The organism is Streptomyces sp. NPDC111606, assembly GCF_055656945.1.
The window spans coordinates 710,657-736,907 of sequence record NZ_JBVKBY010000001.1 but is presented as its reverse complement, the minus strand read 5'-3'; the positions used below and the strand labels follow the sequence as shown (position 1 = coordinate 736,907).

The 26,251-nt window shown below is 71.4% G+C and carries 27 protein-coding genes; 11 read left to right on the top strand and 16 right to left on the bottom strand.

All coding sequences use genetic code 11. The features are described 5' to 3' along the window. Positions 1-76 precede the first annotated feature (76 nt). Positions 77-754 (top strand): hypothetical protein, encoded by a 678-nt coding sequence (locus ACZ7M7_RS03415; RefSeq protein WP_472112354.1) that lies wholly within the window; start codon positions 77-79, stop codon positions 752-754. Between the two features lie 5 nt (positions 755-759). Further along, the gene (locus ACZ7M7_RS03410) at positions 760-1,188 is read left to right on the top strand and encodes a hypothetical protein (RefSeq protein WP_472112351.1); all 429 of its coding nucleotides are present in this window, start codon (positions 760-762) and stop codon (positions 1,186-1,188) included. On the opposite strand, the gene ACZ7M7_RS03405 is transcribed toward ACZ7M7_RS03410, so the two are convergent. Continuing rightward, the gene (locus ACZ7M7_RS03405; protein ID WP_383595863.1) at positions 1,177-1,611 is read right to left on the bottom strand and encodes a DnaJ family domain-containing protein; all 435 of its coding nucleotides are present in this window, start codon (positions 1,609-1,611) and stop codon (positions 1,177-1,179) included. The genes ACZ7M7_RS03410 and ACZ7M7_RS03405 overlap by 12 nt on opposite strands. Before the next feature lie 97 nt (positions 1,612-1,708). Between ACZ7M7_RS03405 and ACZ7M7_RS03400 the strand changes: the two genes are divergently transcribed. Next, complete coding sequence (locus tag ACZ7M7_RS03400; RefSeq protein ID WP_369270746.1) at positions 1,709-2,101, top strand: FHA domain-containing protein; 393 nt, start codon at positions 1,709-1,711, stop codon at positions 2,099-2,101. A gap of 8 nt (positions 2,102-2,109) precedes the next feature. On the opposite strand, the gene ACZ7M7_RS03395 is transcribed toward ACZ7M7_RS03400, so the two are convergent. Together ACZ7M7_RS03395 and ACZ7M7_RS03390 are read right to left on the bottom strand one after the other, a co-directional pair. Then, positions 2,110-2,781 (bottom strand): O-methyltransferase, encoded by a 672-nt coding sequence (locus ACZ7M7_RS03395; protein ID WP_369270745.1) that lies wholly within the window; start codon positions 2,779-2,781, stop codon positions 2,110-2,112. Positions 2,782-2,817: 36 nt separating this feature from the next. Further along, on the bottom strand, positions 2,818-3,990 hold the full coding sequence (locus ACZ7M7_RS03390; RefSeq protein ID WP_472112344.1) for a DUF2330 domain-containing protein: 1,173 nt from the start codon (positions 3,988-3,990) through the stop codon (positions 2,818-2,820). A 304-nt stretch (positions 3,991-4,294) separates the two neighbouring features. On the opposite strand from ACZ7M7_RS03390, the gene ACZ7M7_RS03385 reads away from it, so the two are divergent. Then, complete coding sequence (locus ACZ7M7_RS03385; RefSeq protein WP_451180383.1) at positions 4,295-6,349, top strand: bifunctional glycosyltransferase 87/phosphatase PAP2 family protein; 2,055 nt, start codon at positions 4,295-4,297, stop codon at positions 6,347-6,349. On the opposite strand, the gene ACZ7M7_RS03380 is transcribed toward ACZ7M7_RS03385, so the two are convergent. Continuing rightward, a complete protein-coding gene (locus ACZ7M7_RS03380; protein ID WP_472113884.1) occupies positions 6,303-7,952 on the bottom strand; it encodes a hypothetical protein in 1,650 nt (549 codons plus the stop codon). The two genes, ACZ7M7_RS03385 and ACZ7M7_RS03380, sit on opposite strands and share 47 nt — an antisense overlap. A gap of 51 nt (positions 7,953-8,003) precedes the next feature. Continuing rightward, complete coding sequence (locus tag ACZ7M7_RS03375) at positions 8,004-8,435, bottom strand: ATP-binding protein (RefSeq protein WP_472112339.1); 432 nt, start codon at positions 8,433-8,435, stop codon at positions 8,004-8,006. Between the two features lie 92 nt (positions 8,436-8,527). Here ACZ7M7_RS03375 and ACZ7M7_RS03370 point away from each other — a divergent pair, with 92 nt between their 5' ends. Together ACZ7M7_RS03370 and ACZ7M7_RS03365 are read left to right on the top strand one after the other, a co-directional pair. Then, entirely contained in the window at positions 8,528-9,376 is an 849-nt protein-coding gene (locus ACZ7M7_RS03370) for a helix-turn-helix domain-containing protein (protein ID WP_472112336.1), read from the top strand. Continuing rightward, positions 9,360-9,689 (top strand): DUF397 domain-containing protein, encoded by a 330-nt coding sequence (locus ACZ7M7_RS03365; RefSeq protein ID WP_472112333.1) that lies wholly within the window; start codon positions 9,360-9,362, stop codon positions 9,687-9,689. Before ACZ7M7_RS03370 ends, ACZ7M7_RS03365 begins: the two co-directional genes overlap by 17 nt. Here ACZ7M7_RS03365 and ACZ7M7_RS03360 read toward each other — a convergent pair. Beyond that, complete coding sequence (locus ACZ7M7_RS03360) at positions 9,673-10,842, bottom strand: steroid 3-ketoacyl-CoA thiolase (RefSeq protein ID WP_472112331.1); 1,170 nt, start codon at positions 10,840-10,842, stop codon at positions 9,673-9,675. The two genes, ACZ7M7_RS03365 and ACZ7M7_RS03360, sit on opposite strands and share 17 nt — an antisense overlap. A gap of 291 nt (positions 10,843-11,133) precedes the next feature. Here ACZ7M7_RS03360 and ACZ7M7_RS03355 point away from each other — a divergent pair, with 291 nt between their 5' ends. Then, positions 11,134-12,369 carry a cytochrome P450 gene (locus tag ACZ7M7_RS03355; RefSeq protein ID WP_383595888.1) on the top strand — a complete coding sequence of 412 codons (1,236 nt, stop codon included), beginning with the start codon at positions 11,134-11,136 and terminating at the stop codon, positions 12,367-12,369. A gap of 199 nt (positions 12,370-12,568) precedes the next feature. Here ACZ7M7_RS03355 and ACZ7M7_RS03350 read toward each other — a convergent pair whose 3' ends face one another. From ACZ7M7_RS03350 to ACZ7M7_RS03325, 6 genes are all read right to left on the bottom strand, one after another. Then, entirely contained in the window at positions 12,569-12,985 is a 417-nt protein-coding gene (locus ACZ7M7_RS03350; RefSeq protein WP_383595891.1) for an aggregation-promoting factor C-terminal-like domain-containing protein, read from the bottom strand. Positions 12,986-13,319: 334 nt separating this feature from the next. Next, positions 13,320-14,159 carry an ECF transporter S component gene (locus tag ACZ7M7_RS03345; RefSeq protein WP_472112325.1) on the bottom strand — a complete coding sequence of 280 codons (840 nt, stop codon included), beginning with the start codon at positions 14,157-14,159 and terminating at the stop codon, positions 13,320-13,322. Then, a complete protein-coding gene (locus ACZ7M7_RS03340; RefSeq protein WP_472112322.1) occupies positions 14,156-15,892 on the bottom strand; it encodes an ABC transporter ATP-binding protein in 1,737 nt (578 codons plus the stop codon). Before ACZ7M7_RS03340 ends, ACZ7M7_RS03345 begins: the two co-directional genes overlap by 4 nt. Continuing rightward, positions 15,889-17,064: an energy-coupling factor transporter transmembrane component T gene (locus ACZ7M7_RS03335; protein WP_383624215.1), complete on the bottom strand. Its 1,176-nt coding sequence runs from the start codon at positions 17,062-17,064 to the stop codon at positions 15,889-15,891. The genes ACZ7M7_RS03340 and ACZ7M7_RS03335 overlap by 4 nt, the downstream gene beginning before the upstream one ends. Further along, positions 17,064-17,726 (bottom strand): SCO2322 family protein, encoded by a 663-nt coding sequence (locus ACZ7M7_RS03330; RefSeq protein ID WP_472112318.1) that lies wholly within the window; start codon positions 17,724-17,726, stop codon positions 17,064-17,066. Before ACZ7M7_RS03330 ends, ACZ7M7_RS03335 begins: the two co-directional genes overlap by 1 nt. Next, positions 17,723-18,958, bottom strand: coding sequence for a prenyltransferase/squalene oxidase repeat-containing protein (locus ACZ7M7_RS03325; protein WP_472112315.1), 1,236 nt, complete (start codon positions 18,956-18,958; stop codon positions 17,723-17,725). Before ACZ7M7_RS03325 ends, ACZ7M7_RS03330 begins: the two co-directional genes overlap by 4 nt. Before the next feature lie 307 nt (positions 18,959-19,265). Here ACZ7M7_RS03325 and ACZ7M7_RS03320 point away from each other — a divergent pair, with 307 nt between their 5' ends. After that, a complete protein-coding gene (locus tag ACZ7M7_RS03320; protein ID WP_472113881.1) occupies positions 19,266-19,910 on the top strand; it encodes a phosphotransferase in 645 nt (214 codons plus the stop codon). Here the strand turns inward: ACZ7M7_RS03320 and ACZ7M7_RS03315 are convergent. Genes ACZ7M7_RS03315 through ACZ7M7_RS03305 form a run of 3 tightly spaced genes read right to left on the bottom strand, consistent with a single transcriptional unit; the run spans position 19,900 to position 21,751 of the window. Then, complete coding sequence (locus tag ACZ7M7_RS03315) at positions 19,900-20,352, bottom strand: nuclear transport factor 2 family protein (protein ID WP_472112312.1); 453 nt, start codon at positions 20,350-20,352, stop codon at positions 19,900-19,902. The genes ACZ7M7_RS03320 and ACZ7M7_RS03315 overlap by 11 nt on opposite strands. An 18-nt stretch (positions 20,353-20,370) precedes the next feature. After that, a complete protein-coding gene (locus ACZ7M7_RS03310) occupies positions 20,371-21,399 on the bottom strand; it encodes an MBL fold metallo-hydrolase (protein ID WP_472112309.1) in 1,029 nt (342 codons plus the stop codon). 49 nt (positions 21,400-21,448) lie between these two features. Further along, entirely contained in the window at positions 21,449-21,751 is a 303-nt protein-coding gene (locus ACZ7M7_RS03305) for a hypothetical protein (RefSeq protein WP_383595917.1), read from the bottom strand. A 133-nt stretch (positions 21,752-21,884) separates the two neighbouring features. Here ACZ7M7_RS03305 and ACZ7M7_RS03300 point away from each other — a divergent pair, with 133 nt between their 5' ends. Then, positions 21,885-23,342, top strand: a complete 1,458-nt coding sequence (locus tag ACZ7M7_RS03300) for an aldehyde dehydrogenase (RefSeq protein ID WP_472112307.1) — start codon at positions 21,885-21,887, stop codon at positions 23,340-23,342. Positions 23,343-23,344: 2 nt separating this feature from the next. Further along, positions 23,345-23,578 carry a ferredoxin gene (locus ACZ7M7_RS03295; RefSeq protein ID WP_472112304.1) on the top strand — a complete coding sequence of 78 codons (234 nt, stop codon included), beginning with the start codon at positions 23,345-23,347 and terminating at the stop codon, positions 23,576-23,578. A 265-nt stretch (positions 23,579-23,843) separates the two neighbouring features. Here the strand turns inward: ACZ7M7_RS03295 and ACZ7M7_RS03290 are convergent, their stop codons facing one another. Then, entirely contained in the window at positions 23,844-24,464 is a 621-nt protein-coding gene (locus tag ACZ7M7_RS03290; protein WP_383595924.1) for a TetR family transcriptional regulator, read from the bottom strand. A gap of 210 nt (positions 24,465-24,674) precedes the next feature. Between ACZ7M7_RS03290 and ACZ7M7_RS03285 the strand changes: the two genes are divergently transcribed. After that, positions 24,675-26,198: a glycosyltransferase family 4 protein gene (locus tag ACZ7M7_RS03285; protein WP_383595927.1), complete on the top strand. Its 1,524-nt coding sequence runs from the start codon at positions 24,675-24,677 to the stop codon at positions 26,196-26,198. The last annotated feature ends 53 nt before the right edge of the window (positions 26,199-26,251 follow it).

The following is a 26,251-nucleotide window of genomic DNA, read 5'->3' as shown; positions in this document are numbered from 1 at the left end:
GTGGCTTCGCAAGCGAGTTTGTGGGTGGGCGGATCGGCGGTCGTTTGAGGAGCGCTCTGGGGGCAACCCGGCACACATGTCCACAGGTGTGATCATTCTGATCGTGATGGTGGCGGTCGTCGTCGTGCTCGGCGTGGCCGTCCTGGCCCTGCGTAATCGGGATGCGCAGGGAGGTCGGGGTCTGAAGCGGCGCTTCGGGCCTGAGTACGAGCGGGCCGTGACCCGGCACGACGGAGACGTCAAGGCTGCCGAGCGTGAGCTGGCTCAGTTGGTGGAGCGGCACGGCGGGCTGCGGGAGCGGCCGTTGGAGCCGACCGAGGTCGAGCGGTTCGAGGCGCGCTGGGCGGCTGCCCAGGAGCACTTCGTCGAGTCGCCCAGGGAGGCCGTCCACGAGGCGGACCGGCTGCTCGCGGAGCTGGCGCAGGCACGCGGGTTCCCGGACGGCGCGCAGTACGAGGAGCAGATCTCCGCCCTGGCCGTGCACCATGCGGACCATGTGCAGGGCTACCGGCACGTGCACCACTTCGCCCACGCGCGCGCGGGTGGCGAACGGGACGGCGGGGGCGCGGGTACGGAGGAGATGCGCGAGGCGCTGATCGAGGCCAGGGCGCTGTTCGAGGACCTGGCAGGGTCGGTCGGCCGGCGGGCTTCCCGCGAGTCCCGCAGGGAGGCCGACGGGCACGCACCCGCCCGCAGCAACGGCCACCGCGGGCATCTGCCGTGGACGTTCACCCGTCACGCGAAGGGGAGTTGAGCGACATGACGGACGCCACGACCGGCATGGGTACCGGCAAGGTGACGGACCACGACCTCGCGAAGAGCGCACCCCCGGTCGCGCCCACCGGTGACAGTGAGGCGCGTGCGGCGGCTCCCGCGAAAGGCGGGCGTGCGGGTGCGCGGCTCTTCCCGCACGACGAGTCCGACAAGTTCGAGCTCAAGCTGCAGCACGCGGTCTCCGGATTCGTCGACGGCCCCCGGGGCGCCGTGGAGGAGGCCGACCGTGTCCTGGAGGAGCTCGCCGCCCGCTTCAGTGAGGCGGTGACGCAGCGCCGCCGTACTCTGCGCGGGGCCTGGCAGGCGAACGATCCGGCCGAGGGCAAGGCCGGGGCGTCCAGCACCGACACCGAGCAGCTGCGGCTGGCGCTGCGTGACTATCGCGAGCTGGCGGAACGGCTCCTACGCATCTGACGCAACACCCGACTCGCCCGCCGCCCGGCGTCTCTCCCGCCACTGCCGTACGACCTCTTCGACGTCGTACGGCTTACGGCCCAGGGGAGGGCCGGGCGGCGGCTTCAGCAGCATGTCGCGGATCTTGACGTTGACGTCCGTGATGATCTTCCGGACGGTCCGCTCCGAGGGAGCCGCGTACGCCGCGATCAGGGCGTCCTCCGCCTCTTTGCGCAGGGCCAGGGCCGGGGGCAGGACCGACAGGCCCTCGCGGGCCATCTTGCGTTTGATCCACCACAGTTCGTCGTACGGCGCTTCCAGGTCGTTCGGCAACGGCTTTCCGGTGCCGGGCAGCCGGTCGAAGTCGCCGCGGGACTGTGCGTCGTGGATCTGCTTGTCGACCCAGGACTCGAACGGGACGCCGGGGGGCTTTCGCTCGGTCATGAGTTCATTGTGCCGGACGCGGCAGTGCCGGGCGATTTATCATGCGGGCGCGGTGGCCAAACGGCCGCTGTTCAAGGATGTTTCAGGAGGGGCGCTCGTGCTCGAACTCACCATGGCCGCCGTGTCCGCGGCGGACGAGGGTGCCACGGCCGGCATGCTCATGGCCGACGCGCCCAGCGAGCCGGGCGCCGTGCTGCGGGTGGGCCGCGACAAGTCGGTGTGCCGGCTGGTGACGCCGGACGAGTGGCTGTTCGTTTCGCGGGTGCATCTGGAGTTCCTGTGCGGGCCCGACGGCAGCTGGCAGGTGACCTGGCTGCGCGGCTCGCAGCCCGACCCGTCCTCCGAGGTGCGGCTGACCGTGGGGCAGTACGCGCAGCCGATCGGCTACGGCGGGACCGTGCCGCTGCCCAGGGGCGGCAGCGGCGAGATCATCATCCACGACCGCACCGAGCCGCGCAGCGTCAACGTGGGCTTCTATCACGAGGCTTGAGCAATGCCTCAGGCGAGGACACGCGCCAGCGCGAAGCCGTCGTAGCCCTTGCTGCCCACCGTCTGGATCGCCGTGCCGCTCAACCTCGGGTGGCTGCCGATCAGTTCGATGGCGGTCCGGGTGCCCTGGATGTCCGGGGCGGTGCTGTCGGCGTCGACGACCCCGCCGCCGCGCACCACGTTGTCGACGACGATCAGGCTGCCCGTGCTGGTGAGCCTGAGCGCCCACTCGACGTAGTGCGGGTTGTTGGCCTTGTCGGCGTCGATGAAGACCAGGTCGAAGGGGGCCGGGTTCTCGTCGGCCAGCTTGGGCAGCGACTCCAGGGCCGGGCCGACCCGGACCTCGACGAGCTTGTCCAGGCCGGCCCGCGCGATGTTGCGGGTGGCGACCTCGGCGTGCCTGGGGTTGTACTCCAGCGAGATCAGGCGGCCGTCGGCGGGCAGGGCGCGCGCCAGCCAGATGGTGCTGTAGCCGGCGAGCGTGCCGATCTCCAGGATGTTGCGGGCGCCCTGGATCTGGGCCAGGAGCTGGAGGAACTTGCCCTGGGACCGGCTGACGGCGATCGGCGGGAGCTCGGCCGCCTCGCTCTCCCGCAGGGCGGCCTGGAGCGTTTCGTCATCCGGTGAGAGGTGGGCGGAGAAGTACTCGTCGACGTCGTCCCAGAGCTGCGACTCGCTCATCGCCTTGCCTTTCCTATGGCTAGTTAGATGCGCTAACTACCCGTCTTCGCCGTCGGTGATACCAGGATGGTCGATTCGGGCGGCGGGCGCAGGAGGCTGGGCCGGGGGTGTCGGCAGCTCCGGCCGCCGGGTGCGTCGTACGGCGAACGCGGCCGCCGTCGCCACCGTCAGGGCGAGCCCGCCCGTCACCGTCAGCAGCCACGCCGGGATGCCGGCCACCATACGCAGCCGGTCCTCGTGAATCACCTGCTGGAAGGTGTCGTCGGCCGGCGCGCGGCGCAGCTCGTGGTCGCCCGCGATGCGTTCGGGATACGGGAACTCCTGGCCGATCGCGGTGAGGAACGGTGTGCCGGCCGCCAGTTCGGCGAGCGGTCCCGTCCGTTCCGTGACCCGGCCTGCGTAGGTGACGCGGGGGCGTTCCCCGCCGATCGGGGACGCCGGTTCCATGCGGTGCGCGGCAAGGACGTACAGGCCCAGGGACTGGGGCGTGTCCGCGAGGCGCGACAGGCGCATCGGGTAGACCGGCTCGGCGGTGCGGAAGGTGAGGTGCAGGGGGTCGAGGGCACCGGTGAGGGGGGTGCCGGTGGTCTGCGGGGTGAGCTTGACGGCCACGTACTCCCAGCGTTTGTCGACGTACGGGCGCAGGGCTCCCGTCAGGCGGGGCGGCAGCGCGAAGCCGTTGCTGTCCAGCCAGTCGTCCAGCGCGCCGGGGTCGGTGGCCGTCAGCCGGGCCACGTCGAAGGGGCCGAGCCGCTGCCGGCCGACGACGCCCACCGGAGCGCCGGCGCCGGCCGGGGGCGGCGGGGCGCCCGCGCTTCCGTCGCCGCCGCTCACCAGCGGCCAGTCGCCGTCCTGGGGCCAGAAGTGGTACCGGGTGCGGTGCACGGGGGCCGTGATGTCGTGCAACTCGTCGAAGAGGGCAGGGTCGCCGAGGCGGACCGTGGCCCGGCGCGGCACCGGCATGATCCACGCGACCCTCTCGGCGTCCCCGCCGACGGTCAGCCGCATCACGATCTGCTGGCGCGCCCCGTCCCACTGCACGACGGACTCCTCACGCCCCACCGCCACGCGCGCCGCGTCGCCGGGCACCATGGCCCCGCAGCCGCACGCCCAGGCGGGTGCCGCGAGCTGCCCGAGCTGGAGGGCGAGCAACGCCAGGACGACGGTCAGAGCCCGCCTTCGAGTACCCGCCCGCAGTAAGTCCGCCATCGCGCAGCCCCTCCATCCCCGCAAGCCCCTTCACCACCGTGACGCCGGCGGTTCAGACGGTACGGCGGACGGCACGGTTCCGTGGCCGGTGCCGGGTGATGTGATCGATTCCGCCCGCGGGGGTGACCCAGCGGAGGCGGGCGAACCGCCCCCCGACTATCGTCTCCGGACAAAAGGAGAGCGGACGTCAGGTGAAGTCGGGGTTGCCTGCGTCTCTCCCTGCGGGGGTGCGAGCCGCATAGGGTTCGTAAGGATCCTGACGCGTGGGACGTGTGTGACGACCGGGGCGGGAGGCCGACGAGGCGTGGCGAATGCGGATCACGGTGGGCGACCGGCGGAGGCACTCGGAGCCACGGCCGTCGGCACGGTCCAGGCACGTGTGCGCGTGGCGCGACTCGGCCTGTGGCTGGTCGTCGCGGTGCTCGCCCTACGCCAGCTGGCCGTCGTCCTCGGTACGCCGCGCGGGGAGCGGCTGACGGATCTGGAGACCTGGGTCGGACCCAACGGCGTCCTGCATGTGAAGGGTTCGCTGTACGACTCGACGCAGTTCACCGGTACGCCGTTCGGCGGGCTCGTCCTCAAGCCGCTGACCCGGGCCGCCGAGCAGGCCCTCGGGTGGGGCTGGACGTTCGGCACCCTCCTGCTCGTCGTCGTCCTGGGTCTGGTCGCCGCCCGTGCGCTGCCGCAGCCGGTGAGCCGCCGGACCTCGCTGCTCGCCGCGCCCGTCGCGATCAGCCTGCTGATGCTGTCGCTGCCGGTGCGCAACACCCTCTACCTCGGCCAGACCAGCATCATGCCGGTCCTGCTCGTGCTGCTCGGCTGCTTCGCCGTCCGCGGCGAACGCACCAGCGGCGTGCTCATCGGCGTCGCGGCCGCACTGCAGCCGACCCTGCTGTTGTTCACCCCGCTGCTGTGGTTCACCGGCCGGCGCCGGGCCGCGCTCTCCACGGGGGCCACGTTCGCCGCGTGCACGGCGCTCGCGTGGGCGGCGATGCCCCGCGACTCGTACACCTACTGGGTGCACCACATGGTCGGCGTCGGGCTCGGCGGCCGGGCCGACGACCTCGGCAACCAGTCCCTGCACGGCGCCCTGCTCCGGCTGGGGCTGACCGGCCCGCTGGAGATCGCCCTCTTCCTGGTCCTCGGCGCCGCCGTCGCCGTCCTCGCGCTGCGCCGGGCCGTTCGCTACGCCCACGACGGGCAGCTCCTGCTGGCCGTGGCCATCACCGGCTGCGCGGCGATCGTCGTGTCCCCCACCGCCTGGCAGCACCAGCTGCTGTGGGTGCTGCTCGCGGTGGTCGGCCAGGTCGGCAGACGGGCCTCCGACCGGTACGTGTGGCCGGCCGCCGTCATCCTGATCATGACGCTGCCGGCGCGGATGATGGTGCCGGACAAGGTGATCCTCCACCCCCTGCGCGCCGACCTCGTCCTCCTGGCCGCCCTCGCCACGGCCGCCGTCGTGCCCTTCCTGTCCCGCACGTCGCAGTACTGGCAGACACCGATCCCCACCCGGTACGCCCCACCGGTGCCGTCCCGCTTCCGGCACATCCCGCTGGTGCGGTTCCTGCGCCGCGTGCTCACCCGCCCGAACCTGCTCTTCGAGCTGCTCCTCATCCGGGTCACGTACTACGCCTACGCCCAGATCCGGCTGGCAGCCGCGGGCGGCTCCAACTCGGCCGGCCGGGTCACCGCCGAGGAACACGGCGAGGAGATCCACTCGATCGAACGCGCCCTGCACATCGACATCGAGCGCTGGGCCAACCATGCCGTCGTGCAGGTCGACTGGGTCCGCAACTTCTTCGACTTCTACTACGAGTCGTTCCACTTCGGCGTCCCGCTCGCCATCCTCGCCGTCCTCTACTGGCGCCGCCCCGTCGACTACCGCTGGGCCCGCACGGCCATCGGCTTCGCCACCGTCTTCGCCCTGATCGGCTTCTGGCTCTACCCACTGGCGCCCCCGCGCCTGATGCCGGGCCTGGGCTTCATCGACACGGTCCACGGCCCGCAGGACTTCTCCAGGCCCGACTACGGCACCCTCACCGAACTCACCAACCAGTACGCGGCGATGCCGTCCCTGCACTTCGGCTGGTCCCTGTGGTGCGGCCTGGTGATCCTCATCCTCGCCCCCAGGTGGTGGATGAAGGCCCTGGGCCTCCTCCACCCCCTGTTCACGCTCACCGCGATCGTCGTCACCGGCAACCACTGGGTGCTGGACGCGGTCGGCGGCGCGGCCGTCGTGGGCGCGGGCTTCGGGATGACCTACCTGTTCCAGGGGCCGCGGGCCCGGATGGTCACGGCACAGGCCGAGAAGGTCAGCAGTGACTCCCCGGCTCCGGCGAAGGCCCGTACTCCGAGCTGATCCGGTATGTGCCGGGGGCGGTGACGGTGAGGCGGGTGAACTCGCCCTGCCGGGTGAGGCAGCCGCTGCCGTCGGCGTGCAGCCAGGGGGAGTAGGCGACCCGTACGGTCGCCGATCCGGCCCGGGACATGCGGACGACGAGGTCGGCGCTGGACGTCGACACGACGCTCGCGGGATCGGAGACGAGGGGCACGGCGTCCCGCACCCGGAAGATCCGCCAGTGCTCGTCCTGCCACACGGGCTCCAGCCACTCGGGCCGGTCCTCGCGTATGAGCCGGGCCTCGACCTTGGCGTACCCGTCGGGTTTGCCCAGCGGCAGGACGACGTATCCGACGGCCCAGCGGTCCAGCCACTTCCGGTAGGTCGCCGCGGAGAACGACCCGTCGTAGAAGAGCCGGGCCCGCTCCATGTCCAGCTGGCGGTTCCAACCGCGGGCCATGTTCACATGCGGGGCGAGCCCACTGGCCTCGCGGTGGTTGCGGGCCGGGACGACCTCGACGCGGGTGCGGTCGGCGCCGAGGTGGTCCAGGGCGCGGACCACTCCGTGGGTCTCGGTGGCCCAGGTGGGCACGGTGGTGGAGACGTAGAGGTCGTCGCCGGTCTTCTTGGTGACCCAGCAGACCGAGAAGACGAGGGCGGTGATCAGCAGGTTCCGGCGGACCTTCGCGAGCCGGGGCTGGGCCACCAGGACGGCGAGGAGGGCCGCGGGCGCGAACAGCTCGGCGAAGCGCTCGACGTTCGTGCCGATGGGGGAGGGGATGAGATACGTCAGGACCGCCCCGGCGGCGTAGACGGCACCGCTCCAGCGGGCGACACGCCAGGAACGCGGGGCGAGGAACGTGACGGCCAGGCCCAGGAAGAAGGGCGGCCATATGCGGTCGGCGAACATCAACTGCTCGCCCTTGAAGGGGAAGAGGAGGGTCGTCACGCCGACGGTGACGGCGGGCGGGAGGAGGAGAGTGAGGGCGCGGGCCCAGTCGCGGGTGAGGAGGAACGCGGCGCCCACGACGACGAGGAACAGCCCCGCCACCGGGCTCGCCATCGTCGCGAGGGCGGCGTACACGGCGGCGAGGACGATCCGCTTCTCACGGGTCAGCAGCAGACACGCGGCGAGTCCGAAGGCCACACCCAGGGCGAACGTGGTGCGGCCGGAGGCCACGTTGCACCACAGGGCGAAGGCCGCGAGCAGGGCCGGGCCGAGGGGGCGCGGGATGCCCTTGGCGCGCGTGATGAGGACCGCCGCCAGCCAGGTGGCGACGAGCCCGGACACGACGGTCACCGTGCGGACGCCGAGCGCGGCCATCAGATACGGCGAGATCAGGCTGTAGTTGGCGGTGTGCGTGCCGCCGTACCAGAACAGGTTGTAGGCCGAACCGCCGTGCCGGGTGGCAAACCCGGTCCACGCGTCCTGCGCGGCCAGGTCACCGCCGCCGGTGGCGAGGAACAGGGCCCAGATCGCATACAGGGGGACGGTGGGGAGGGTGGCCAGCAGGGGTATTCGGTACCGGGCCCAGACCGTGTCCAGCAGCCGCTCCCGGGCAGGCGGTGCCTGCTGCGGGGCGCTCGGGCGGGTGCGGGTGCTGGTGAGGTCGGCTTGGGCCACGTGATCGAAGACGTGGAATCCGGTGGGAACGTTCACTGGCCGATGAAGTGGCTATTTTCCCTCCGCTTCAACCCAGCACTCGAACCACACCGCCTTGCCGCCGCCCGGCACCGGGTCCACGCCCCACTTACCGGCCATGGCGTCCAGCAGCACGAGCCCCCGGCCGCCCTCGTCGTCCGGCCCCGACCGCACGGCGAACGCGGGCAGCTGAGCGAAGCCGTCCGCCACCTCGACCCGCACCCCGCCCGGCTGCCGCAGGATCAGCACCTCGCACCGGCGGTCCGGAACATGCCGTACGACATTGGCGACCAGCTCGGTCACCCCCAGCTCCACGGCGTCGGTCAGTGCCGGCATCGCCCACTCGGCGAGCAGCGAGCGGGCGATGGTGCGGATGTGCCGGGCCGAGTGTTCGCCGACGGTGAGGCGCAGCCGGTATTGCGCACGGAAGGGGACCAGGGAGGTGGGGGGAATGTATCCGTTCACGGTACGAGCGTGACCTGGTGCAACTACTCTGGGCTACCGAACGGATACAACAGGTCCTGAAGTGGGCCGAGTTGCGCGAGAGGGGCCGCTGCGTGACCCACATCAACACCCTCGACCCGGGCGCCTCGCCACTCGACTACTACGGCTTCGAGCTCCGCCGCCATCGCGAGGCCGCCGGGCTGACCCAGAAGCAACTCGGGGACATCGTGTACTGCACGGGGTCACTGGTGGGCCAGATCGAGACGGCGCGGAAGCTGCCGACGTTGCCGTTCAGCGAGCGGGTGGATGTCGCGCTGGGGACGGGCGGGGCGCTGTCCCGGCTGCACGAGCTGGTGATGCGTAGTCAACTTCCGGCCTGGTTTCAGCAGGTGGCGGAGTTGGAGGCGCGGGCGGCGGAGATCGGTACGTTCCAGACGCACATGGTTCATGGCCTCCTGCAGACCAAGGAGTACGCGCGTGCCGTGCTCGGCGTGCTGGACGACAACGACCTCGACGACCGCACCGCCGTACGGCTGGCTCGTCAGCGCATCTTCGAGGCAGGCGAGCCACCGGTCCTCTGGATGATCCTGAGCGAGGCTGCGCTGTACCAGGAGATCGGTGGTCAGGCCACCATGCGCGGCCAACTGGTACACCTGTTGTCCTTCGAGAACAATCCGCGGATCAACGTCCAAGTGCTGCCGTTCTCGGCTGGCGCGCACGCCGGGCTGACAGGCTCGTTCACCCTCTTCCGCTTTGGCAGCGACCCGGACATCGTCTACACCGAGGGCTACGGCAGCGGGCATCCCACCGCGAACCCGGACACCGTCAAGAACTGCTCGCTCCGTTACGATCATCTTCAAGCCGCCGCTCTCTCCCTCAGGGACTCGGCGGAGCTGATCCGGCGTGTGATGGAGGAACGCTATGGGGAGCAACGCGGTTTCGGCTGTGGTCCAGTGGCGTAAGTCCAGCTATAGCAGCGACCAGGGCGGCGAGTGCATCGAATGCGCACCGCTTGGAGCCCTGACCTGGCGCAAGTCGCCGTACAGCGGCGATCAAGGTGGCGAATGTGTCGAGTGCGCGACCGCCGGCTCACTGACCTGGAGCAAGTCGACGCACAGCAGCGACCAAGGCGGCCAGTGCGTCGAGATAGCCGCAACTCCCCACACCACCATCGCGATCCGCGACTCGAAGGACCCGGCGGGACCGATCCTCACCCTCGGCCCCGCCGCGTTCACCACCTTCGTGGACTGGACGTCGGCTAAAGCCGCTGAATGATGGTGCCGGTGGCCAAGCCACCCCCCGCACACATCGTCACCAGCGCGAACTCCTTGTCCGCCCGCTCCAGTTCATGAAGCGCGGTCGTGATGAGTCGGGCCCCGGTGGCCCCCACCGGGTGCCCGAGGGCGATCGCGCCGCCGTTCACGTTCACCTTCTCCAGGTCCTGCTCGAAGACCTGGGCCCAGCTCAACACCACCGAAGCGAAGGCCTCGTTGATCTCGACGAGGTCGATGTCCTTCAGGGACATCCCGGCCTTGCCCAGCACGGCGTTCGTCGCGTCGATCGGGCCGTCGAGGTGGAAGTGCGGGTCGGCGCCCACCAGCGCCTGGGCGACGATCCGCGCCCTCGGCCTGAGCTTCAGCGCACGCGCCATCCGCTTCGACGCCCACATGATCGCCGCCGCGCCGTCGCTGATCTGGGACGAGTTGCCCGCCGTGTGCACGGCCGTCGGCATGACGGGCTTGAGCCTCGCCAGGGCCTCCATGGACGTGTCGCGCAGGCCCTCGTCCTTGTCGACGAGCCGCCACATGCCCTGCCCGGCGCGCTGCTCGTCCTCGGTCGTCGGGACCTGGACGGCGAACGTCTCCCTCTTGAAGCGTTCCTCCGCCCAGGCGGCAGCCGCCCGCTCCTGCGAGACCAGCCCCAGTGAGTCGACGTTCTCGCGTGTCAGCCCCCGGTGGCGGGCGATCCGTTCCGCCGCCTCGAACTGGTTGGGGAGATCGACGTTCCACTCGTCGGGGAAGGGCTTGCCCGGCCCGTGTTTCGACCCCGACCCCAGCGGCACTCGGGACATCGCCTCGACGCCGCAGCTGATGCCGACGTCGATGACGCCCGCCGCGATCATGTTGGCCGTCATGTGCGACGCCTGCTGCGAGGACCCGCACTGGCAGTCGACCGTCGTCGCGGCCGTCTCGTACGGCAGGCCCATGGTCAGCCACGCCGTGCGCGCGGGGTTCATGGACTGTTCGCCGGCGTGGGTCACCGTGCCGCCGACGATCTGCTCGACCGCGTCGGCGGGGATGCCGGTGCGGCCCAGGAGTTCGCGGTACGTCTCGCCCAGGAGATAGGCGGGGTGGAGGTTGGCGAGCGCGCCGCCGCGCTTGCCGACGGGGGTGCGTACTGCCTCGACGATCACGGGTTCCGCGGCCATGGGGAGTGTCCTCTCCTCGGTTACCCGCGCGGCGCGGGGGCGTCCCGGCCGGCCCCGCCACGCTGAACTAGAACACGTACTAGTTCCAGTTGCAGTCTGCTGACAGCGTGTCGACTGCCGCAAGAGTCGTGCAGCGTCTGAAGTGTTGATCTGCGGAGATCTGCACGAATCCCGCACGCAATTCGGGGTGCCGCGCCTCTTGCCACTTGTAGAACCCGTTACTACCTTCGCGGCAATCCTTGTTCTGATGGTCCGTCAGATGGATACATGGCTAGATGGCTGGAGTTGCCGATGCCTTGTCCAGCGCTTCCCGACGGGTTCGACTTCACCGACCCCGATGTGCTGCACCACCGCGTACCCCTCCCGGAGTTCGCCGAGCTGCGCCGCGCCGAACCGGTCCGCTGGATCCCGCAGTCGGGCAACGTAGCCGGGTTCCAGGACGAGGGCTACTGGGCGGTGACCCGGCACGCCGACGTCAAGTACGTGTCCACGCATCCGGAGTTGTTCTCGTCGTCCCTCAACACCGCGATCATCCGCTTCAACGAGCACATCGAGCGCGACGCCATCGACGCGCAGCGACTGATCCTGCTGAACATGGACCCGCCCGAGCACACCCGGGTCCGCCAGATCGTGCAGCGCGTCTTCACCCCGCGGGCCATCCGGGCCCTGGAGGAGCGCCTGCACGCGCGGGCGCTGTCGATCGCCGCCAACGCCAGGCAGCACTCCGGCCCCTTCGACTTCGTCACCGAGGTCGCCTGCGAACTGCCCCTGCAGGCCATCGCCGAGCTCATCGGCGTCCCGCAGGACGACCGGGCCAAGATCTTCGACTGGTCCAACAAGATGATCGCGTACGACGATCCCGAGTACGCCATCACCGAGGAGGTCGGGCAGGAGTCGGCCACCGAACTCATCTCGTACGCGATGAACATGGCCGCCGACCGCAAGGAGTGCCCGGCGAAGGACCTCGTCACCACGCTGGTGGCGGCGGAGGACGAGGGCAACCTGCGCTCCGACGAGTTCGGGTTCTTCGTGCTGATGCTGTCGGTGGCCGGCAACGAGACCACCCGGAACGCCATCACGCACGGGATGCACGCCTTCCTCACCCACCCCGAGCAGTGGGAGCTGTACAAGAGGGAGCGTCCGGCGACGGCGGCCGAGGAGATCGTCCGCTGGGCGACGCCCGTCGTCTCCTTCCAGCGGACGGCCACTCAGGACACGGAGTTGGGCGGAAAGCGCATAAACAAGGGGGACCGGGTAGGAATCTTCTATGCCTCGGCGAACCACGACCCCGAGGTCTTCGACCACCCGGACACCTTCGACATCACCCGTGACCCCAATCCTCACCTGGGCTTCGGCGGGGGCGGTCCCCACTACTGCCTCGGCAAGTCCCTCGCGGTCCTGGAGATCGACCTCATCTTCAACGCCGTGGCCGACGCCATGCCCGGCCTGCGACTGGTCGGCGATCCGCGCCGGCTGCGCTCCGCCTGGATCAACGGCGTCAAGGAACTCCAGGTGACCGCCGGCTGACGACGCACGGCGCCACACTCGGGCCGACGGCATCCCGGCGCCGTCGGCCCGTCCCGAGGGAGGCAGGAGCACCCCTTATCCCTACGCCCCGTTCCTGCCTCCCCCGAGACGGCTCCGTAGGCCCTGGTACGCATGGCGAAGGCGACGGCCCCGGGGATCGGGGGCCGCCGCCTTCGGTTCAGGGTCTGGCGGGGTCGGCTCAGTACCAGCCGTTCGACTGCCAGAAGTTCCAGGCGCCACAGGCGCTGCCGTAGCGGTCCTTCATGTAGTCCAGGCCCCACTCGATCTGGGTGGCCGCGTTGGTCTTCCAGTCCGAGCCGGCCGAGGCCATCTTGTTGCCCGGGAGGGCCTGGACGAGGCCGTAGGCGCCGCTGGAGGAGTTGGTGGCGTTCACGTTCCAGTCGCTCTCGTGATCGACGATCTTGGAGAAGCACTGGTACTGGGCCGAGTCCGAGATCATCTTCTTCGCGACCTTCTGCGCCGAGCCGGCCTCGGTCGACGCGGCCTGGGCGGGCGCGGCGGCGAACAGGGTGCCGGCGGCCGTGGCGGCCAGGGCGGCACCGGCGAGAGCCTTCTTCGGGGCAGAGATGCGGCGGAAGGTGGAAATCGCGGACACGGAGAGCCTTTCTTCGGGGACAGGGGCCGCAGGCAAGCCGGAACCACGCGATGCGAGGCGGGGGCGTACGTCGGCGCCGAGGCCCTGAGGGCACGTCGGCACCGTGCGACGTCGTCCAGAGAAACAGGCCGGGAAGGTGTCCGCAATGAGCAGGTTTGCTAGTTGTGGTCGTATGCGGGGGGAGGGGTACTCGTGTGACGTGGCTCGCAATGCGCAGGTCAAAGGCGACTTTGGCGTGCGCATGGCATCCGATTTGTCCGACTAGGGCGGATCGTAGGTGATGTGAGTCATGTGGGGTGGTTCACCGTGCGGATCACGGACCGCGCGTGGCCCCTCACCCTGTGGGAGCGTCGAATGTGACCGGGGCCTCGAAAGCCGCCCGGCGCGTGGCACGCCGAAGCGCCCGCAGGATCACCGGGCCGAGAGTGACGGTCAGGACGACGGTGACGAGCGCCCGGCCGAGGTCCCAGCCGAGGGAGGTCGCCAGGCAGTACGTCACGAAGCGGGCCAGGTTCGCGGGGACGGCCGCCTCGGGGTCGAAGGCCACGTTCGAGGCCAGCGCGCCCATGAAGGGCCAACCGGCGAGGTTCATGATCGTGCCGTAGACGAAGGCCGCGAGGAAGCCGTAGACGGCCAGCATCAGCAGTTCCGCCCGCCCGCGCAGGCGGTCCTGGCCCGGCAGCAGGCCCGCGCCCATCGTGAACCAGCCCATCGCCAGCATCTGGAACGGCATCCAGGGGCCCACCCCGCCCGTCAGCAGCGCCGACGCGAACATCGTCACCCCGCCGAGCACGAACCCGAAGCCCGGGCCCAGGACCCGCCCGCTGAGCACCATCAGGAAGAACATCGGCTCGAGGCCGGCCGTACCTGCCCCGATCGGCCGCAGCGCAGCCCCCGTCGCCGCCAGCACGCCGAGCATCGCGACCGCCTTCGGGCCGAGCCCCGACTCGGAGATCGTGGCGGCGACCACCGCGACGAGAAGGACCAGGAGCGCCGAGAAGAGCCAGGGCGCGTCCTGGGCGTGGGCGCTGAGCTGGGAGGTGGGCGGTGTGAGGAACGGCCAGCCGAACGCCGCGACGCCGACCGCGCTGACGAGGGCCAGGGCGGCGATGGAGCGCGGGCCCAGGCGGACGGCTCGGGCCTGGGGCGTGGGGTGGGCGGAGGGGCCCTTCATGCCAGGGCCTCCCGTACCTCGGCGACGGTGAGCCACTTCTGCGGGGCCAGGATCTTGGCCACCTGCGGGGCGAACGAGGGGGAGGCGACCACCACGTCCGCCGCCGGGCCGTCCGCGATCACCTCACCGTCGGCGAGAAGGATCACCCGGTGTGCCAGTTCGGCGGCCAGCTCCACGTCGTGGGTGGCCAGGACGATGGCGTGCCCGTCGGCGGCGAGCCCGCGCAGGATGCCGAGCAGACGGGCCTTCGCCGCGTAGTCCAGGCCGCGGGTCGGTTCGTCGAGGAGGAGAAGGGGCGGCTTGGCGGTCAGGACGACGGCCAGGGCGAGGGTGAGGCGCTGGCCCTCGGAGAGGTCGCGGGGGTGGATGTCGTCCGGGATGTCCGGGAGGAGCTCGGAGACGAGGGCGCGGCAGGTGCCGGGGGCCGCGCCGGCGTCGGCGTCGGCCGAGGTGCACTCCGCCGCGACGGTGTCGGCGTAGAGCAGGTCCCGGGGTTCCTGAGGGACGAGGCCCACTTTGCGTACGAGGTCGCGGGGCGGGGTGCGGTGCGGGGTGGCTCCGCCTACTTGGACTGTGCCGGCTGAGGGTTCGACGAGGCCGACCAGGGTGTTGAGGAGGGTGGACTTTCCGGCGCCGTTGCGGCCCATGAGGGCGATGGTTTCGCCGGGGGTGACGGTGAGGTCCACGTGGCGTAGGGCCTGGATGCGGTCGCGGGTGACGGAGAGGGCTTGTACCTCGGCCGTGTGGGGGGAGGGCGGGGTGGGTTCGGTGCGTTTGCGGCGGAACCAACGGGCGCCTACGGGGGTGGGGGGTGCGGATTCGTCGCGGGTGCCGGTTCGTTGTGGCTGGTCGCGCCCACGCGGCGGTAGCCGCAAATCGAGTACAGCCCCGCGCCCCTTTGCGGCGTTGCAGTCCCGGCCCTCAAGCCGTTGACGTAGGTTTGCCGCCTTTCGCCTCGCGTCTCGGACCGTCAGGGGCAGCGGGGACCAGTTCGCCAGGCGGCCCAGGGCCACGACCGGGGGGTACACCGGCGATACGGCCATGATCTCCGCCGGGGTGCCCAGGACGGGGGCCGCTCCGGGCGAGGGGAGCAGGGCGACCTGGTCGGCGTACTGGATGACTCGTTCCAGGCGGTGTTCGGCCATGAGGATCGTGGTGCCGAGGTCGTGGACCAGGCGTTGGAGGACCGCGAGGACCTCCTCCGCGGCGGCCGGGTCGAGGGCCGAGGTCGGCTCGTCGAGGACGAGGACCTTGGGGTGCGGGGTGAGGACGGAGCCGATCGCGACGCGCTGCTGCTGGCCGCCGGAGAGGGTGGCGATGGGGCGGGCCCGGAGGTCGGTGAGGCCGAGCAGGTCGAGGGTCTCCTCCACGCGGCGGCGCATCACGTCCGGGGCGAGGCCCAACGACTCCATGCCGTAGGCGAGTTCGTCCTCGACCGTGTCGGTCACGAAGTGGGACAGGGGATCCTGCCCCACCGTGCCCACCACGTCGGCGAGTTCGCGCGGCTTGTGGGTACGGGTGTCGCGGCCGGCCACCGTGACGCGGCCGCGCAGGGTGCCGCCGGTGAAGTGCGGGACCAGGCCGCTGACCGCGCCGAGGACGGTGGACTTGCCCACGCCCGACGGCCCGACCAGGAGGACGAGCTCGCCCTCCGGCACCTCGAAGTCGACGCCCCGCACGGTGGGTTCGACGGCGCCGTCGTAGGTCACCGATACATCCTCGAAGCGGATCACGACGGCTCCTTGGGGATCACGAAGGCGGGCAGCAGGCCCAGCAGTACGGCCGCCGCCGGCCACAGGGGGAGGGTCGGCGCGACCAGGGGGACCACACCGGGGTGCAGCGCCTCGGGGTCGCGGGACGCGGCGAGGGTGAGCAGTGCGGCCACCGCGACGCCGGAGCCGGTGACCAGCCAGGCGCGGGCGTCCCAGCGGTCGGGGCGGTAGCGGGTACGAGGGGTGCGGCGGCCCCCGAGCCACAGGCCGGCCAGCGCGGCGGCCAGACCGGCGAGGAGGACGGGCAGGCCGTAGGTGGCGCCCTGGGCGGTCAGCAGGCCGTACGTTCCCGCGCAGACGCCCAGCAGGCCGCCGAGGGTGAGGGCGGTGGTGATGCGGCGGACCGGGGCGGGGACCTGCGCGGTACGGCCGTATCCGCGGGCGTCCATCGCGGCGGCGAGGGCGACCGAACGCTCCAACGCGCCCTCCAGGACCGGGAGTCCGACGTGCAGGAGGCCGCGGATGCCGTGGTCGGGCCGGCCGCGCAGGCGCCGGGCGGCGCGCAGGCGCTGGACGTCGGCGATCAGGTTGGGGGCGAAGGTGAGGGCGACGACCACCGCCACGCCCATCTCGTACAGGGCGCCCGGGAGGGACTTCAGCAGGCGGGTGGGGTTGGCGAGGGCGTTCGCCGCGCCCACGCAGATCAGGAGCGTGGCCAGTTTCAGGCCGTCGTACAGGGCGAACACGAGCGCCTCGGCGGTGACCGTGCCGCCCAGGCGGATGCCCTGGGCCCAGTCGGGGAGGGGGACTTCGGGGAGGGTGACGATCACGTGGGTGCCGGGGATGGGGGAGCCGAGGGCCACGGCGAAGAAGAGGCGGATGACGAGGACGGCCAGGGCGAGCTTGACGAAGGCCGAGTAGGAGCGGGCCCAGGGGGTGTTCGGGCGGCAGGTCGCCACCACGTAGGCGGACGTGGCGATGAGGAGGGTGAGCAAAAGGGGGTTGGTGGTGCGGGTGGCCGCGGTGCCCAGGGAGAGGGCCCAGAGCCACCAGGCGCCGGGGTGGAGCTGTGCCCGGGGACGCGGCCGGGGGGCGGGGCCGCCTGCCGGCGCCGGTGGGGTGCCGCCCCTCTTCGGGACGGGCACCTCCCCGGCGGCACGCGTGCCCGTGGGCCGGCTGGGGCCGCTCGCCATCAGGCTCGCCGCCGTGCCTGCCAGACCGCTGCCGCGCCCAGCACCGCCACCACGACGATCCCCGCCACCAGGCCCAGCGACGGACCGTCGTCCGAGGCGTCCTTCTTCTCGGAGGCTGCCTGCTCGGAAGGCGTCTTCTCGGAAGCCGTCGACCTGTCGCCTCCGGCCACCTGCTCCCCGCATCCCTTCTCCGGGTAGCCCGCGATCGCGCACAACAGCGCGTCCGTGCCGTAGCGCAGGGGCTTGGCCACCGTGGCCAGGGCCTCGGCGGTGGTCGCGTCCGGGGCGACCCGGGCGCACACGGTGCGGCGGGCCGGGGGCGTCTCGCCCGCCGGGGCGTCGGCCGGCGTACCGAAGTCGAGGACCAGAGCCACCCGCTTCTTGCCGTCCTGTGCGGGCGTGCGCGCGCAGATCACCGCGAACTCGGCCGCGCCCCTCGGCTTCGCGGCGTCCTTCGAGTCCTCGCTCACCGCGAAGCGGAAGCCCTGCACGTCGCCGTCGGAGGGGCGGGCGATGGAGGGTCCCTGGGTGGCGTACGTCCACGTGTCGCCGTCGCGGTCCCAGAAGGACCAGTAGCGGTATCCGGTCGCCTGGGCGGCCTGGGCCGCGCCGGTCACGAGGACCAGCGCGGCCAGGAGGAGGGTGAGAGCGCGGCGGATCACGATCGCTTGGCCTTGTTGCGGCCGCTCAGCAGGAAGCCGATGCCGATGCCCGCGACCAGGCAGACGCCGACGAACCACCACACGCCGAAGCCCTTGTCGTCGTTTTCCTGCTTGTCCGAGGCCTTCGCCGACGTCTTGACCGACGCGTTCGGCGCCGACTGCGGTGCCGGGCCCGTCGCGTTGAGCTGCTTGACCAGGTCCGTGCCGCCGAAGTCACGCGGGTCGGCGCCGGTTGCGTGGGCGGCGAAGATCAGCTGGGCGTAGGCGGCCGGGCCGCTCTGCGCTGCCCACTTCGCGGAGTTCTGCTCCAGCCACTGCAACGGCTTCTGGGCGGCGCCGGCCCCGCCCTGTGCGGCGAGGGCGACGACCGCGTCGGCCGTGTTGCCGTAGTCGGGCTGGTCCTCGGCGCCGGGGAGGGCGGACGTCAGGTGACCGTCCTTGGCGAGGGCCTCCGTCAGGTAGGCGGCGCCGTTGGCCGCGGCCCGCTCGGGGGTCGCGGATCCGGCGTCGCTGCAGGACGCGTCCGACTGCTTGCCGGGGCTGACCACGAGGCTCTTGCCGAGCGCGCCGACGACACCCGCCGCGGTCGCGTCCGCGTTGGCGGCCAGGCCGCCCTTCTTGTCCGGCTGGAACGCGAAGGCACCCGCGTCGGCGCCCTTGCAGGGCAGGGCGAGCTCGAGCAGGGCGTTGTACGGGGACTTCCCGCCCTTCACGACCTCCGTCGGCTTCTCGCCCGCGGCGGCCAGCGCGCCGACCACGACCGACGTCGAGTTGGCGTCGGTGGCCCCGCCCGCGGTGTAGCCCCAGCCGCCGTCCTTGTTCTGGACCGACTTCAGCCAGGACACCGCCTTGTCGGCCACGGCGTCGTGCCCGCCGAGCGCGGTCAGTGCCTGGACGGCGGCGGCCGTGTTGTTGGTGTCGGTCAGGGTCTTGGCGTCGCAGTCCGCGCTCGTGTCGGCGCGGTAGGGCGCGAAGGCCCCGTTCGCACACTGCTGCCCGAGCAGCCAGTCCACGGCGCCCTTCGCCGGCTTCACCTCGACCGTGTCCTGCGCGAGCAGCGCGAGGGACTGGCGCCAGACGCCGTCGTACGTGGGGTCGGAGTCGCCGTACAGCTCGGCGGGGTACGCCTTCGACGGCGAGGCGGAGGGGGTCGGGTCGGCGGCTACGGCCGGCGCGGCCGCGCCGATCACGACGGCGGCGGCCAGGACCGCGGCGCTGCGGCGGACGTACATGATCGGCGGGTGCCCTTCCCTAAGGGGAACCGGGCAGCACAGGGAAAACCCCCGGCGGCTCGGCTCCGTATACCTCGACGGTGCCGCGCTCCGGCAGGCTGCCGGTGCACGTGAGCCGGTCACTGTCCCGTACGAGGCGATCCGGCTCACCGGCCTGCGACGACCGGTTCACGGTTGCGGGTCAGCGCCGGATTTGCACCGGCTTTCCCCCGTACGGGTGTGATGACGACGCGGCCACTCTACCGGCCCGTAGGGAAGCGGCTGAGGGGAGGCTGTGAGCGGGGGTAGCTTCGGGCCCATGGGGATCATGGGGAGGACGGGACGGCTGCTCGGTTCGGGGCGCGCGTCCGACGTGTACGAGATCGACGAGGCGTGGGTGCTGCGCCGCGACCGGGAGGGCTACGCCGACGGCCTCGCCGAGGGCGCTCTGATGGAACGTCTGCGCGCCCACGGCTACCCGGTGCCCCGGGTGCGGCTCGCCGACTCCTCGCGCTCCGAGCTGGTGATGCAGCGGCTGTACGGGCCGACGATGCCGGAGGCCTTCGTCGCGGGACGGATCGACCCGCGCGAGTCCGGGGAGATGCTGGCCCGCCTCCTGCGGCAGATGCACGCCGTCCCCGGAGGCGTGGTCCACCTGGACCTCCACCCGGAGAACGTGATGCTCACGCCCGACGGCCCCTACGTCATCGACTGGGCCAACGCGGAGGAGGGCGACCCGGGCCTGGACTGGGGCATGTCCGCGGTGATCCTCGCGCAGGTGGCCCTGCTGGACGAGCAGTTCGCAGAACCCGTCCACGCGACGCTCGCCGCCCTTCTCGCCGACCCGTCCGACCTCACCGGCGAGGGCCTGACGGAGGCCCTGCGCCGACGGGCCGCCAACCCGACGATGACCGAGCGGGAGGTCGAAGTGCTCGGTGCGGCGGCGGAATTGGTCCGGTCCTTCATGCCTTAGGCGGTCGCGGGGTCGGGCCGGCGAAGGCGAGGTGGAGGACTCGGCGGGACAGCAGCCAGGTGCCGTCCTCTGACCTGCTGAACGTGTCCTCGTAGTGCCCCACCTGGACCGGAGGCCCGGGCGGGACCAGGCCGCCCTCGTGGCCGTCGACCCGGTACGTCGTGAAGTACGAAGTCGCCGTCGCGGTGTCGGGGGACGTCACCGTGACGCGGACGTTGGACATCAGACGACGCGAGAGCCGGTCGGCGGGACGGGACCCGAAGTACCCGCGCAGCGCGTCCCGCCCCTCGACGAGCCGCTCACCCGCGGGCCACTCCCACGTGCCGTCCTCCGTGAACAGCTCCGCGACAGCGGCCGGTTCGCCGAGGTCGAGACGGTGGACGAAGTCGACGACGAGACGCTCGCAGGCGCGCTCGGCGAGCAGCAGTTCCAAGGGATCCATGACGTCCATGGTGATGCTTCACAACGCGACGTACGACACCGGGTCGCTCCCCGCCACCGCCTCCGCCCTCCCCAGCTTCACCAGTCGCCGCAGATGCGCCTCGGCCTCCGCGATCGCGATGTTCCGTGAGCCGTAGGGGATTTGGTCCCACGGCCGGTTCCACTCCATGCGTTCGGCGAGTTGCCAGGGGGTGAGGGGAGTGGCGAGGAGGGTGAGGAGGCCGGTGAGGCGGCTCTCGTGGTGGGTCAGCAACTCGCCCACGCGGGCCGGGGCGTCGGTGAACGTGTGCTGGTGGGCCGGGAGGATCTCGGCTGGGGAGAGGCGGCCGACGCGTTCGAGGGAGGCGAGGTAGTCGCCGAGGGGGTCGGTGACGGTGGTGTCGTCGGGGTCCTCGTACAACCCGATGTGCGGGGTGATCCCGGGGAGCAGGTGGTCGCCGGAGAACAGGCGGCCGTGGCCGGGGAGTTGGGCCGGGTGGTCCTCCTCCAGGTGCAGGCAGACGTGGCCCGGTGTGTGGCCCGGGGTCCAGATCGCGCGCAGGCGGCGGCCGGGGAGGTCGAGGAGTTCGCCGGGGACGATCTCGCGGTCGGGGGCCGCGGGGGCGAAGCCGGGCAGCGTGCTCGGGCGGCGGGCCGTGCGCAGGGGTGCCACATGCGCGTCGGGGGCGCCGGCCGCCGTGAGCTTGGCCGCCATGTAGGAGAACCAGCGCTCGGGTCGGGTGGTGCGGGTGCGCCGGACGATCGCCGCGTCCGCCGCGTGCATCGCGATCCAGGCGCCGGAGGCCTCGCGCACCTTGCCGGACAGGCCGTGGTGGTCGGGGTGGTGGTGGGTGATCACCACACCGTGGATGCCGGCGGGCGCGGTGCCGCAGGCCGCCAGGCCCTCGGCGAGGGTGTCCCAGGAGGCCGGATCGTCCCAACCGGTGTCGATCAGTACCGGGCCGCTGTCGGTGTCGACGACGTAGACGAGGGTGTGGCCGAGTGGGTTGTCGGGGATGGGGACCTGGACGGACCGCACGCCACCGCCGTGGTCGTACACCTGCGCCATGGGCTCCCCAATCGCCGCGACACGTTTCCGGCCGACCGGCCCACTATAACTAGAACAGGTTCCGATGGGAGCCCGAGTCATCTACCCCGGTCGTCCACCAGCAGTCCGGCGAGAGCAGGGTGGGGAAGTGCTCGCAGGGGTCCCACGCCGGCATTTCGACGGGTTCGGCCCGTTCGATGCGCTCGGGAGTCCAGAACTCCCTGATCTCCTCAGGGCGCGCCGTCTCCCGGTGTACGGACACCCCGTTGCCGCGCTCAACATCGCCCAAAGTCGATGCCATCCATACGGCGCCGCCGACGGTCACCGCCATGGCCGTGGCGAACACCGCCCGGTCGCGCACGCGCGTTGCCATGCCATGCCCCCTCGCTGTCCCGCTCAGCGTAGGGGCGAGGTGTGTGCGCTCCGTGGACTCCTCCGGGTGGAACTGGTATCAGTGCCGTGTATCTGATGGATCGTCAGAGTCCCGCTCAGGGGAGGCAGTCGCCATGACCGAGCTCGTGGAACACGGACAGCTGTTCATCGGCGGGGAGTTGACCGACCCCCTGGGCAAGGACGTCATCGAGGTGATCTCGCCGCACACGGAAGAGGTCATCGGACGCGTGCCGCACGCCTCGCCGGCCGACGTCGACCGGGCGGTCGCGGTGGCGCGCAAGGCGTTCGACGAGGGGCCCTGGCCGCGGATGAGCCTCGACGAGCGGATCGAGGTCGTCACCCGCATCAAGGACGCCTTCGCCGTGCGGCACGAGGAGATCGCCCGCGTGATCTCCTCCGAGAACGGCTCCCCGTACTCCTGGAGCGTCCTCGCGCAGGCGCTCGGCGCGATGATGGTGTGGGACTCGGCGATCACGGTCGCGCGGAACTTCACGTACGAGGAGACGCGCGACGGCGTGCTGGGGAAGATCCTCGTGCGGCGCGAGCCGGTCGGGGTCGTGGCGGCCGTCGTGCCCTGGAACGTCCCGCAGTTCGTCGCCGCCGCCAAGCTCGGGCCCGCGCTGCTGACCGGCTGCACGGTGATTCTCAAGCCGTCCCCGGAGTCGCCGCTCGACGCCTACCTCCTCGCCGAGATCGCGAAGGACGCCGGGCTGCCGGAGGGCGTGCTGTCCATCCTCCCGGCGGACCGCGAGGTGAGTGAGTACCTGGTCGGGCACCCGGGGATCGACAAGGTCTCCTTCACCGGTTCGGTGGCGGCGGGCAAGCGCGTCATGGAGGTCGCCGCCCGCAATCTCACCCGTGTGACGCTGGAGTTGGGCGGCAAGTCGGCTGCCGTGGTCCTGCCGGACGCGGACGTCGGGGCGACCGTCGCCGGTGTCGTCCCGGCGGCCTGGATGAACAACGGCCAGGCATGCGTGGCCCAGACCCGGATCCTGCTCCCGCGCTCCCGCTACGACGAGTTCGCCGAGGCCTTCGCCGCGGCGGCCGGCGCGCTGGTGGTCGGCGACCCGCTGGACCCGGCGACACAGGTGGGCCCGCTGGTGGCGCAGCGCCAGCAGCGCAGGAACCTCGACTTCATCCGCATCGGCCAGGAGGAGGGCGCGAAGATCCTGACCGGCGGCGGGCGTCCGGCGGGGCTGGAGAAGGGCTGGTACGTGGAGCCGACCCTCTTCGGGGACGTCGACAACTCGATGCGCATCGCCCGCGAGGAGATCTTCGGTCCGGTGATCTGCCTCCTGCCCTACGGCGACGAGGCCGAGGCCGTCAAGATCGCGAACGACTCCGACTACGGCCTGAGCGGCAGCGTCTGGACGGCCGACACCGGGCACGGCATCGACATCGCCCGCCAGGTCCGTACCGGCACCTACTCGGTGAACACCTTCAGCCTGGACATGCTGGGCCCGTTCGGCGGCTACAAGAACTCCGGCCTGGGGCGGGAGTTCGGGCCCGAGGGGTACGGGGAGTATCTGGAGCACAAGATGATCCACCTGCCGGCCGGCTGGGAGGCGTAGGGATGGGCGACCGCTGGCACGTCGAGGTCGACCGGTCGGTGTGCATCGGCTCGGCCCAGTGCGTCCACCACGCCCCCGACGGCTTCCGCCTCGACACCGCCCGCCAGTCCCATCCGGCCGACCCGGAGGCCGACGCGAACGAGACGATTCTGGCGGCGGCGGAGAGCTGCCCGGTGGAGGCGATCGTGATCACGCTGCTGGGGAGCGGGGAGCCGGTGTTTCCGCCGGAGGAGTAGCACCAGAAAATCCCTTTTCGATGGGTTCATTTCCGGGCGAATGTTCTATTCTGGAAACCGGCCTACGGGACGAGTGAGGGAGTCCGAACCGGAGTAGCCGACTCAGGCAGGAGGCACACGGCTTCCGCCGGGGCCGACGTCGACGGTCCGGGCTGAGAGGCCGGAAGGCAGCGGTTGGGCCGGAAGGCGACCCCCAGCACCTGATCCGGACAATACCGGCGAAGGGAACCCGTCTCGTAGGTCCTTTGCGCTCCCGTGGGTGCCGTCAGGACTCGTCCGTGGGTGCCGTCAGGTCGATCAGCCGGCACACCGTCTCGATGTCGATCTTCACCTGGGCGATCGAGGCGCGGCCCGACAGCCAGGTGATCAGTGCCGAGTGCCAGGTGTGCTCGATGACGCGGACCGCGGAGAGCTGCTCGGGCGTCGGGTTCTCCAGACCCATCGCGTCCAGGATGATCACCGTGGTCTGCCGGGAGACCTGGTCGACCTCGGGGGAGACGCTGCGGTCGGCGAAGGTCAGCGCCCGCACCATGGCATCGGCCAGATGCGGCTCGCGCTGCAGGGCGCGGAAGGCCCGCATCAGGGTCTCCGCGACCCGCTCGGCCGCAGTCTCCCCCTGTGGCGGCTTCTTCCGCAGCGTGCCGTGCATGTGCTCCAACTGGTCCTGCATCGTGGCGACCAGCAGATGCACCTTGGACGGGAAGTAGCGGTACAGCGTGCCGAGCGCCACCTGCGAGGACTCCGCGACCTCGCGCATCTGCACCGCGTCGAAACCGCCCCGGCTGGCGAGCTGCGCACTGGCGTGCAGGATGCGCCGACGGCGGGCCTCCTGCCGCTCGGTGAGGGGCGGTGAGGCGGGGCTCGCGCTACTGACTTCCGCAGGCATGGATCCCGTTCCGTGACAGTCGGTGAGGGTGAGTGACCGGACAGAGCATGCCAGCGCGTGGGCCGTGGCGTGAATCACCTGATCCATCGCTCACAGCGGCGCTACCTGCCGGTAGATTCAGAGCCTCTTGAACGATCAAGTCTGAAACTTGTTCTAGATTAGCGTCCCGGCGTAATCTCGCGGGACAGTGCAGGGAGAAGGGGGCCCAGAGTGACCGCTGAGGCCAGGGAGGCCGGGTCCCCGACGGACCTTGCCGCCGACGGCGAGCGACCGCTCGACATCGCGCTTCTCACCTATAAAGGGAACCCGTTCTGCGGCGGCCAGGGCGTCTATGTCCGGCACCTCTCCCGCGAGCTGGCCCGCCTCGGGCACCGCGTCGAGGTCATCGGCTCCCAGCCCTACCCGGTCCTCGACGAGGGCGCGGAGTACGCCGGCCGGCTGAGCCTCACCGAGCTGCCCAGCCTCGACCTCTACCGCCATCCCGACCCCTTCCGCACGCCGAAGCGTGACGAGTACCGCGACTGGGTCGACGCGCTCGAAGTGGCGACCATGTGGACCGGCGGGTTCCCCGAGCCGCTGACGTTCTCGCTCCGCGCCCGCCGCCATCTGCGGGCCCGGCGCGGCGAGTTCGACGTGGTGCACGACAACCAGACGCTGGGGTACGGCCTGTTGGGCGACGTCGGCGCGCCCCTCGTCACCACCATCCACCACCCCATCACCGTCGACCGGCAGCTGGAGCTGGACGCGGCGGAGGGCTGGAAGCGTCGGATGTCCGTGCGGCGCTGGTACGCCTTCACGCGTATGCAGAAGCGGGTCGCGCGCCGGCTGCCGTCGGTGCTGACCGTGTCGGGTACGTCCCGCGCGGAAATCGTCGACCATCTCGGCGTCCGGCAGGACCGTATCCACGTGGTGCACATCGGCGCGGACACGGACCTGTTCTCGCCGGATCCTTCGGTACGGCAGATCCCGGGCCGCATCGTGACGACGTCCAGCGCCGACGTCCCGCTGAAGGGCCTGGTCTTCCTCGTCGAGGCCCTCGCCAAGGTCCGCACCGAGCACCCCGACGCCCACCTGGTCGTCGTCGGCAAGCGGCCCGAGGAGGGCCCGGTCGCGCAGGCCGTGGAGCGCTACGGCCTCGAAGGCGCCGTCGAGTTCGTCAAGGGCATCTCCGACGCGGAGCTCGTCGACCTGGTCCGCTCGGCGCAGGTGGCGTGCGTGCCCTCGCTCTACGAGGGCTTCTCCCTGCCGGCCGCCGAGGCCATGGCCACGGGGACGCCGCTCGTCGCCACGACCGGCGGGGCGATTCCCGAGGTCGCCGGCCGCGACGGCGAGACGTGTCTGGCGGTGCCGCCGGGCGACCCGGGCGCCCTGGCCGCCGGCCTGAGCCGCCTGCTCGGCGACCCCGAACTCCGCGACCGCCTGGGCGCGGCCGGACGCGACCGAGTCCTGCGCAACTTCACCTGGGCCAAGGCCGCGGAGGGGACGGTGTCCCGCTACCGCGAGGCCATAGCCCGCTCGGCGGGCCGCGAGGGGGCCGAGGCGGGCAGGACGACCCAGCCCGTGCAGGCCGGCGATGCCGTACGGGTGACGGAGGTTGAGGTCGCCGTGTCGGCGGGCGGCGCCGTGCCGGGGCCGGAGGCTGCCAGGGTCGGAGAGGCCGTACATGTGACGGAGGCTGCAGCGGCGGCCGCCGGGGTCGGCGAAGCCGCGCGCGTGTCCGAGGCCGCCCAGTGACCGTCGTGCACCCGCCCACCCACTCCCGCCACCTGAGCTGCACCACCTCCTCC

Excerpts from the sequence above, each read along its gene's own strand:
- ACZ7M7_RS03415 (WP_472112354.1), top strand. The coding sequence starts at position 77 with ATGTCCACAGGTGTGATCATTCTGATCGTGATGGTGGCGGTCGTCGTC.
- ACZ7M7_RS03410 (WP_472112351.1), top strand. The coding sequence starts at position 760 with ATGACGGACGCCACGACCGGCATGGGTACCGGCAAGGTGACGGACCAC.
- ACZ7M7_RS03405 (WP_383595863.1), bottom strand. The coding sequence starts at position 1,611 with ATGACCGAGCGAAAGCCCCCCGGCGTCCCGTTCGAGTCCTGGGTCGAC.
- ACZ7M7_RS03395 (WP_369270745.1), bottom strand. The coding sequence starts at position 2,781 with ATGAGCGAGTCGCAGCTCTGGGACGACGTCGACGAGTACTTCTCCGCC.
- ACZ7M7_RS03390 (WP_472112344.1), bottom strand. The coding sequence starts at position 3,990 with ATGGCGGACTTACTGCGGGCGGGTACTCGAAGGCGGGCTCTGACCGTC.
- ACZ7M7_RS03360 (WP_472112331.1), bottom strand. The coding sequence starts at position 10,842 with ATGGCCGCGGAACCCGTGATCGTCGAGGCAGTACGCACCCCCGTCGGC.
- ACZ7M7_RS03355 (WP_383595888.1), top strand. The coding sequence starts at position 11,134 with ATGCCTTGTCCAGCGCTTCCCGACGGGTTCGACTTCACCGACCCCGAT.
- ACZ7M7_RS03345 (WP_472112325.1), bottom strand. The coding sequence starts at position 14,159 with ATGAAGGGCCCCTCCGCCCACCCCACGCCCCAGGCCCGAGCCGTCCGC.
- ACZ7M7_RS03335 (WP_383624215.1), bottom strand. The coding sequence starts at position 17,064 with ATGGCGAGCGGCCCCAGCCGGCCCACGGGCACGCGTGCCGCCGGGGAG.
- ACZ7M7_RS03325 (WP_472112315.1), bottom strand. The coding sequence starts at position 18,958 with ATGTACGTCCGCCGCAGCGCCGCGGTCCTGGCCGCCGCCGTCGTGATC.
- ACZ7M7_RS03320 (WP_472113881.1), top strand. The coding sequence starts at position 19,266 with ATGGGGAGGACGGGACGGCTGCTCGGTTCGGGGCGCGCGTCCGACGTG.
- ACZ7M7_RS03315 (WP_472112312.1), bottom strand. The coding sequence starts at position 20,352 with ATGGATCCCTTGGAACTGCTGCTCGCCGAGCGCGCCTGCGAGCGTCTC.
- ACZ7M7_RS03310 (WP_472112309.1), bottom strand. The coding sequence starts at position 21,399 with ATGGCGCAGGTGTACGACCACGGCGGTGGCGTGCGGTCCGTCCAGGTC.
- ACZ7M7_RS03305 (WP_383595917.1), bottom strand. The coding sequence starts at position 21,751 with ATGGCAACGCGCGTGCGCGACCGGGCGGTGTTCGCCACGGCCATGGCG.
- ACZ7M7_RS03300 (WP_472112307.1), top strand. The coding sequence starts at position 21,885 with ATGACCGAGCTCGTGGAACACGGACAGCTGTTCATCGGCGGGGAGTTG.
- ACZ7M7_RS03295 (WP_472112304.1), top strand. The coding sequence starts at position 23,345 with ATGGGCGACCGCTGGCACGTCGAGGTCGACCGGTCGGTGTGCATCGGC.
- ACZ7M7_RS03290 (WP_383595924.1), bottom strand. The coding sequence starts at position 24,464 with ATGCCTGCGGAAGTCAGTAGCGCGAGCCCCGCCTCACCGCCCCTCACC.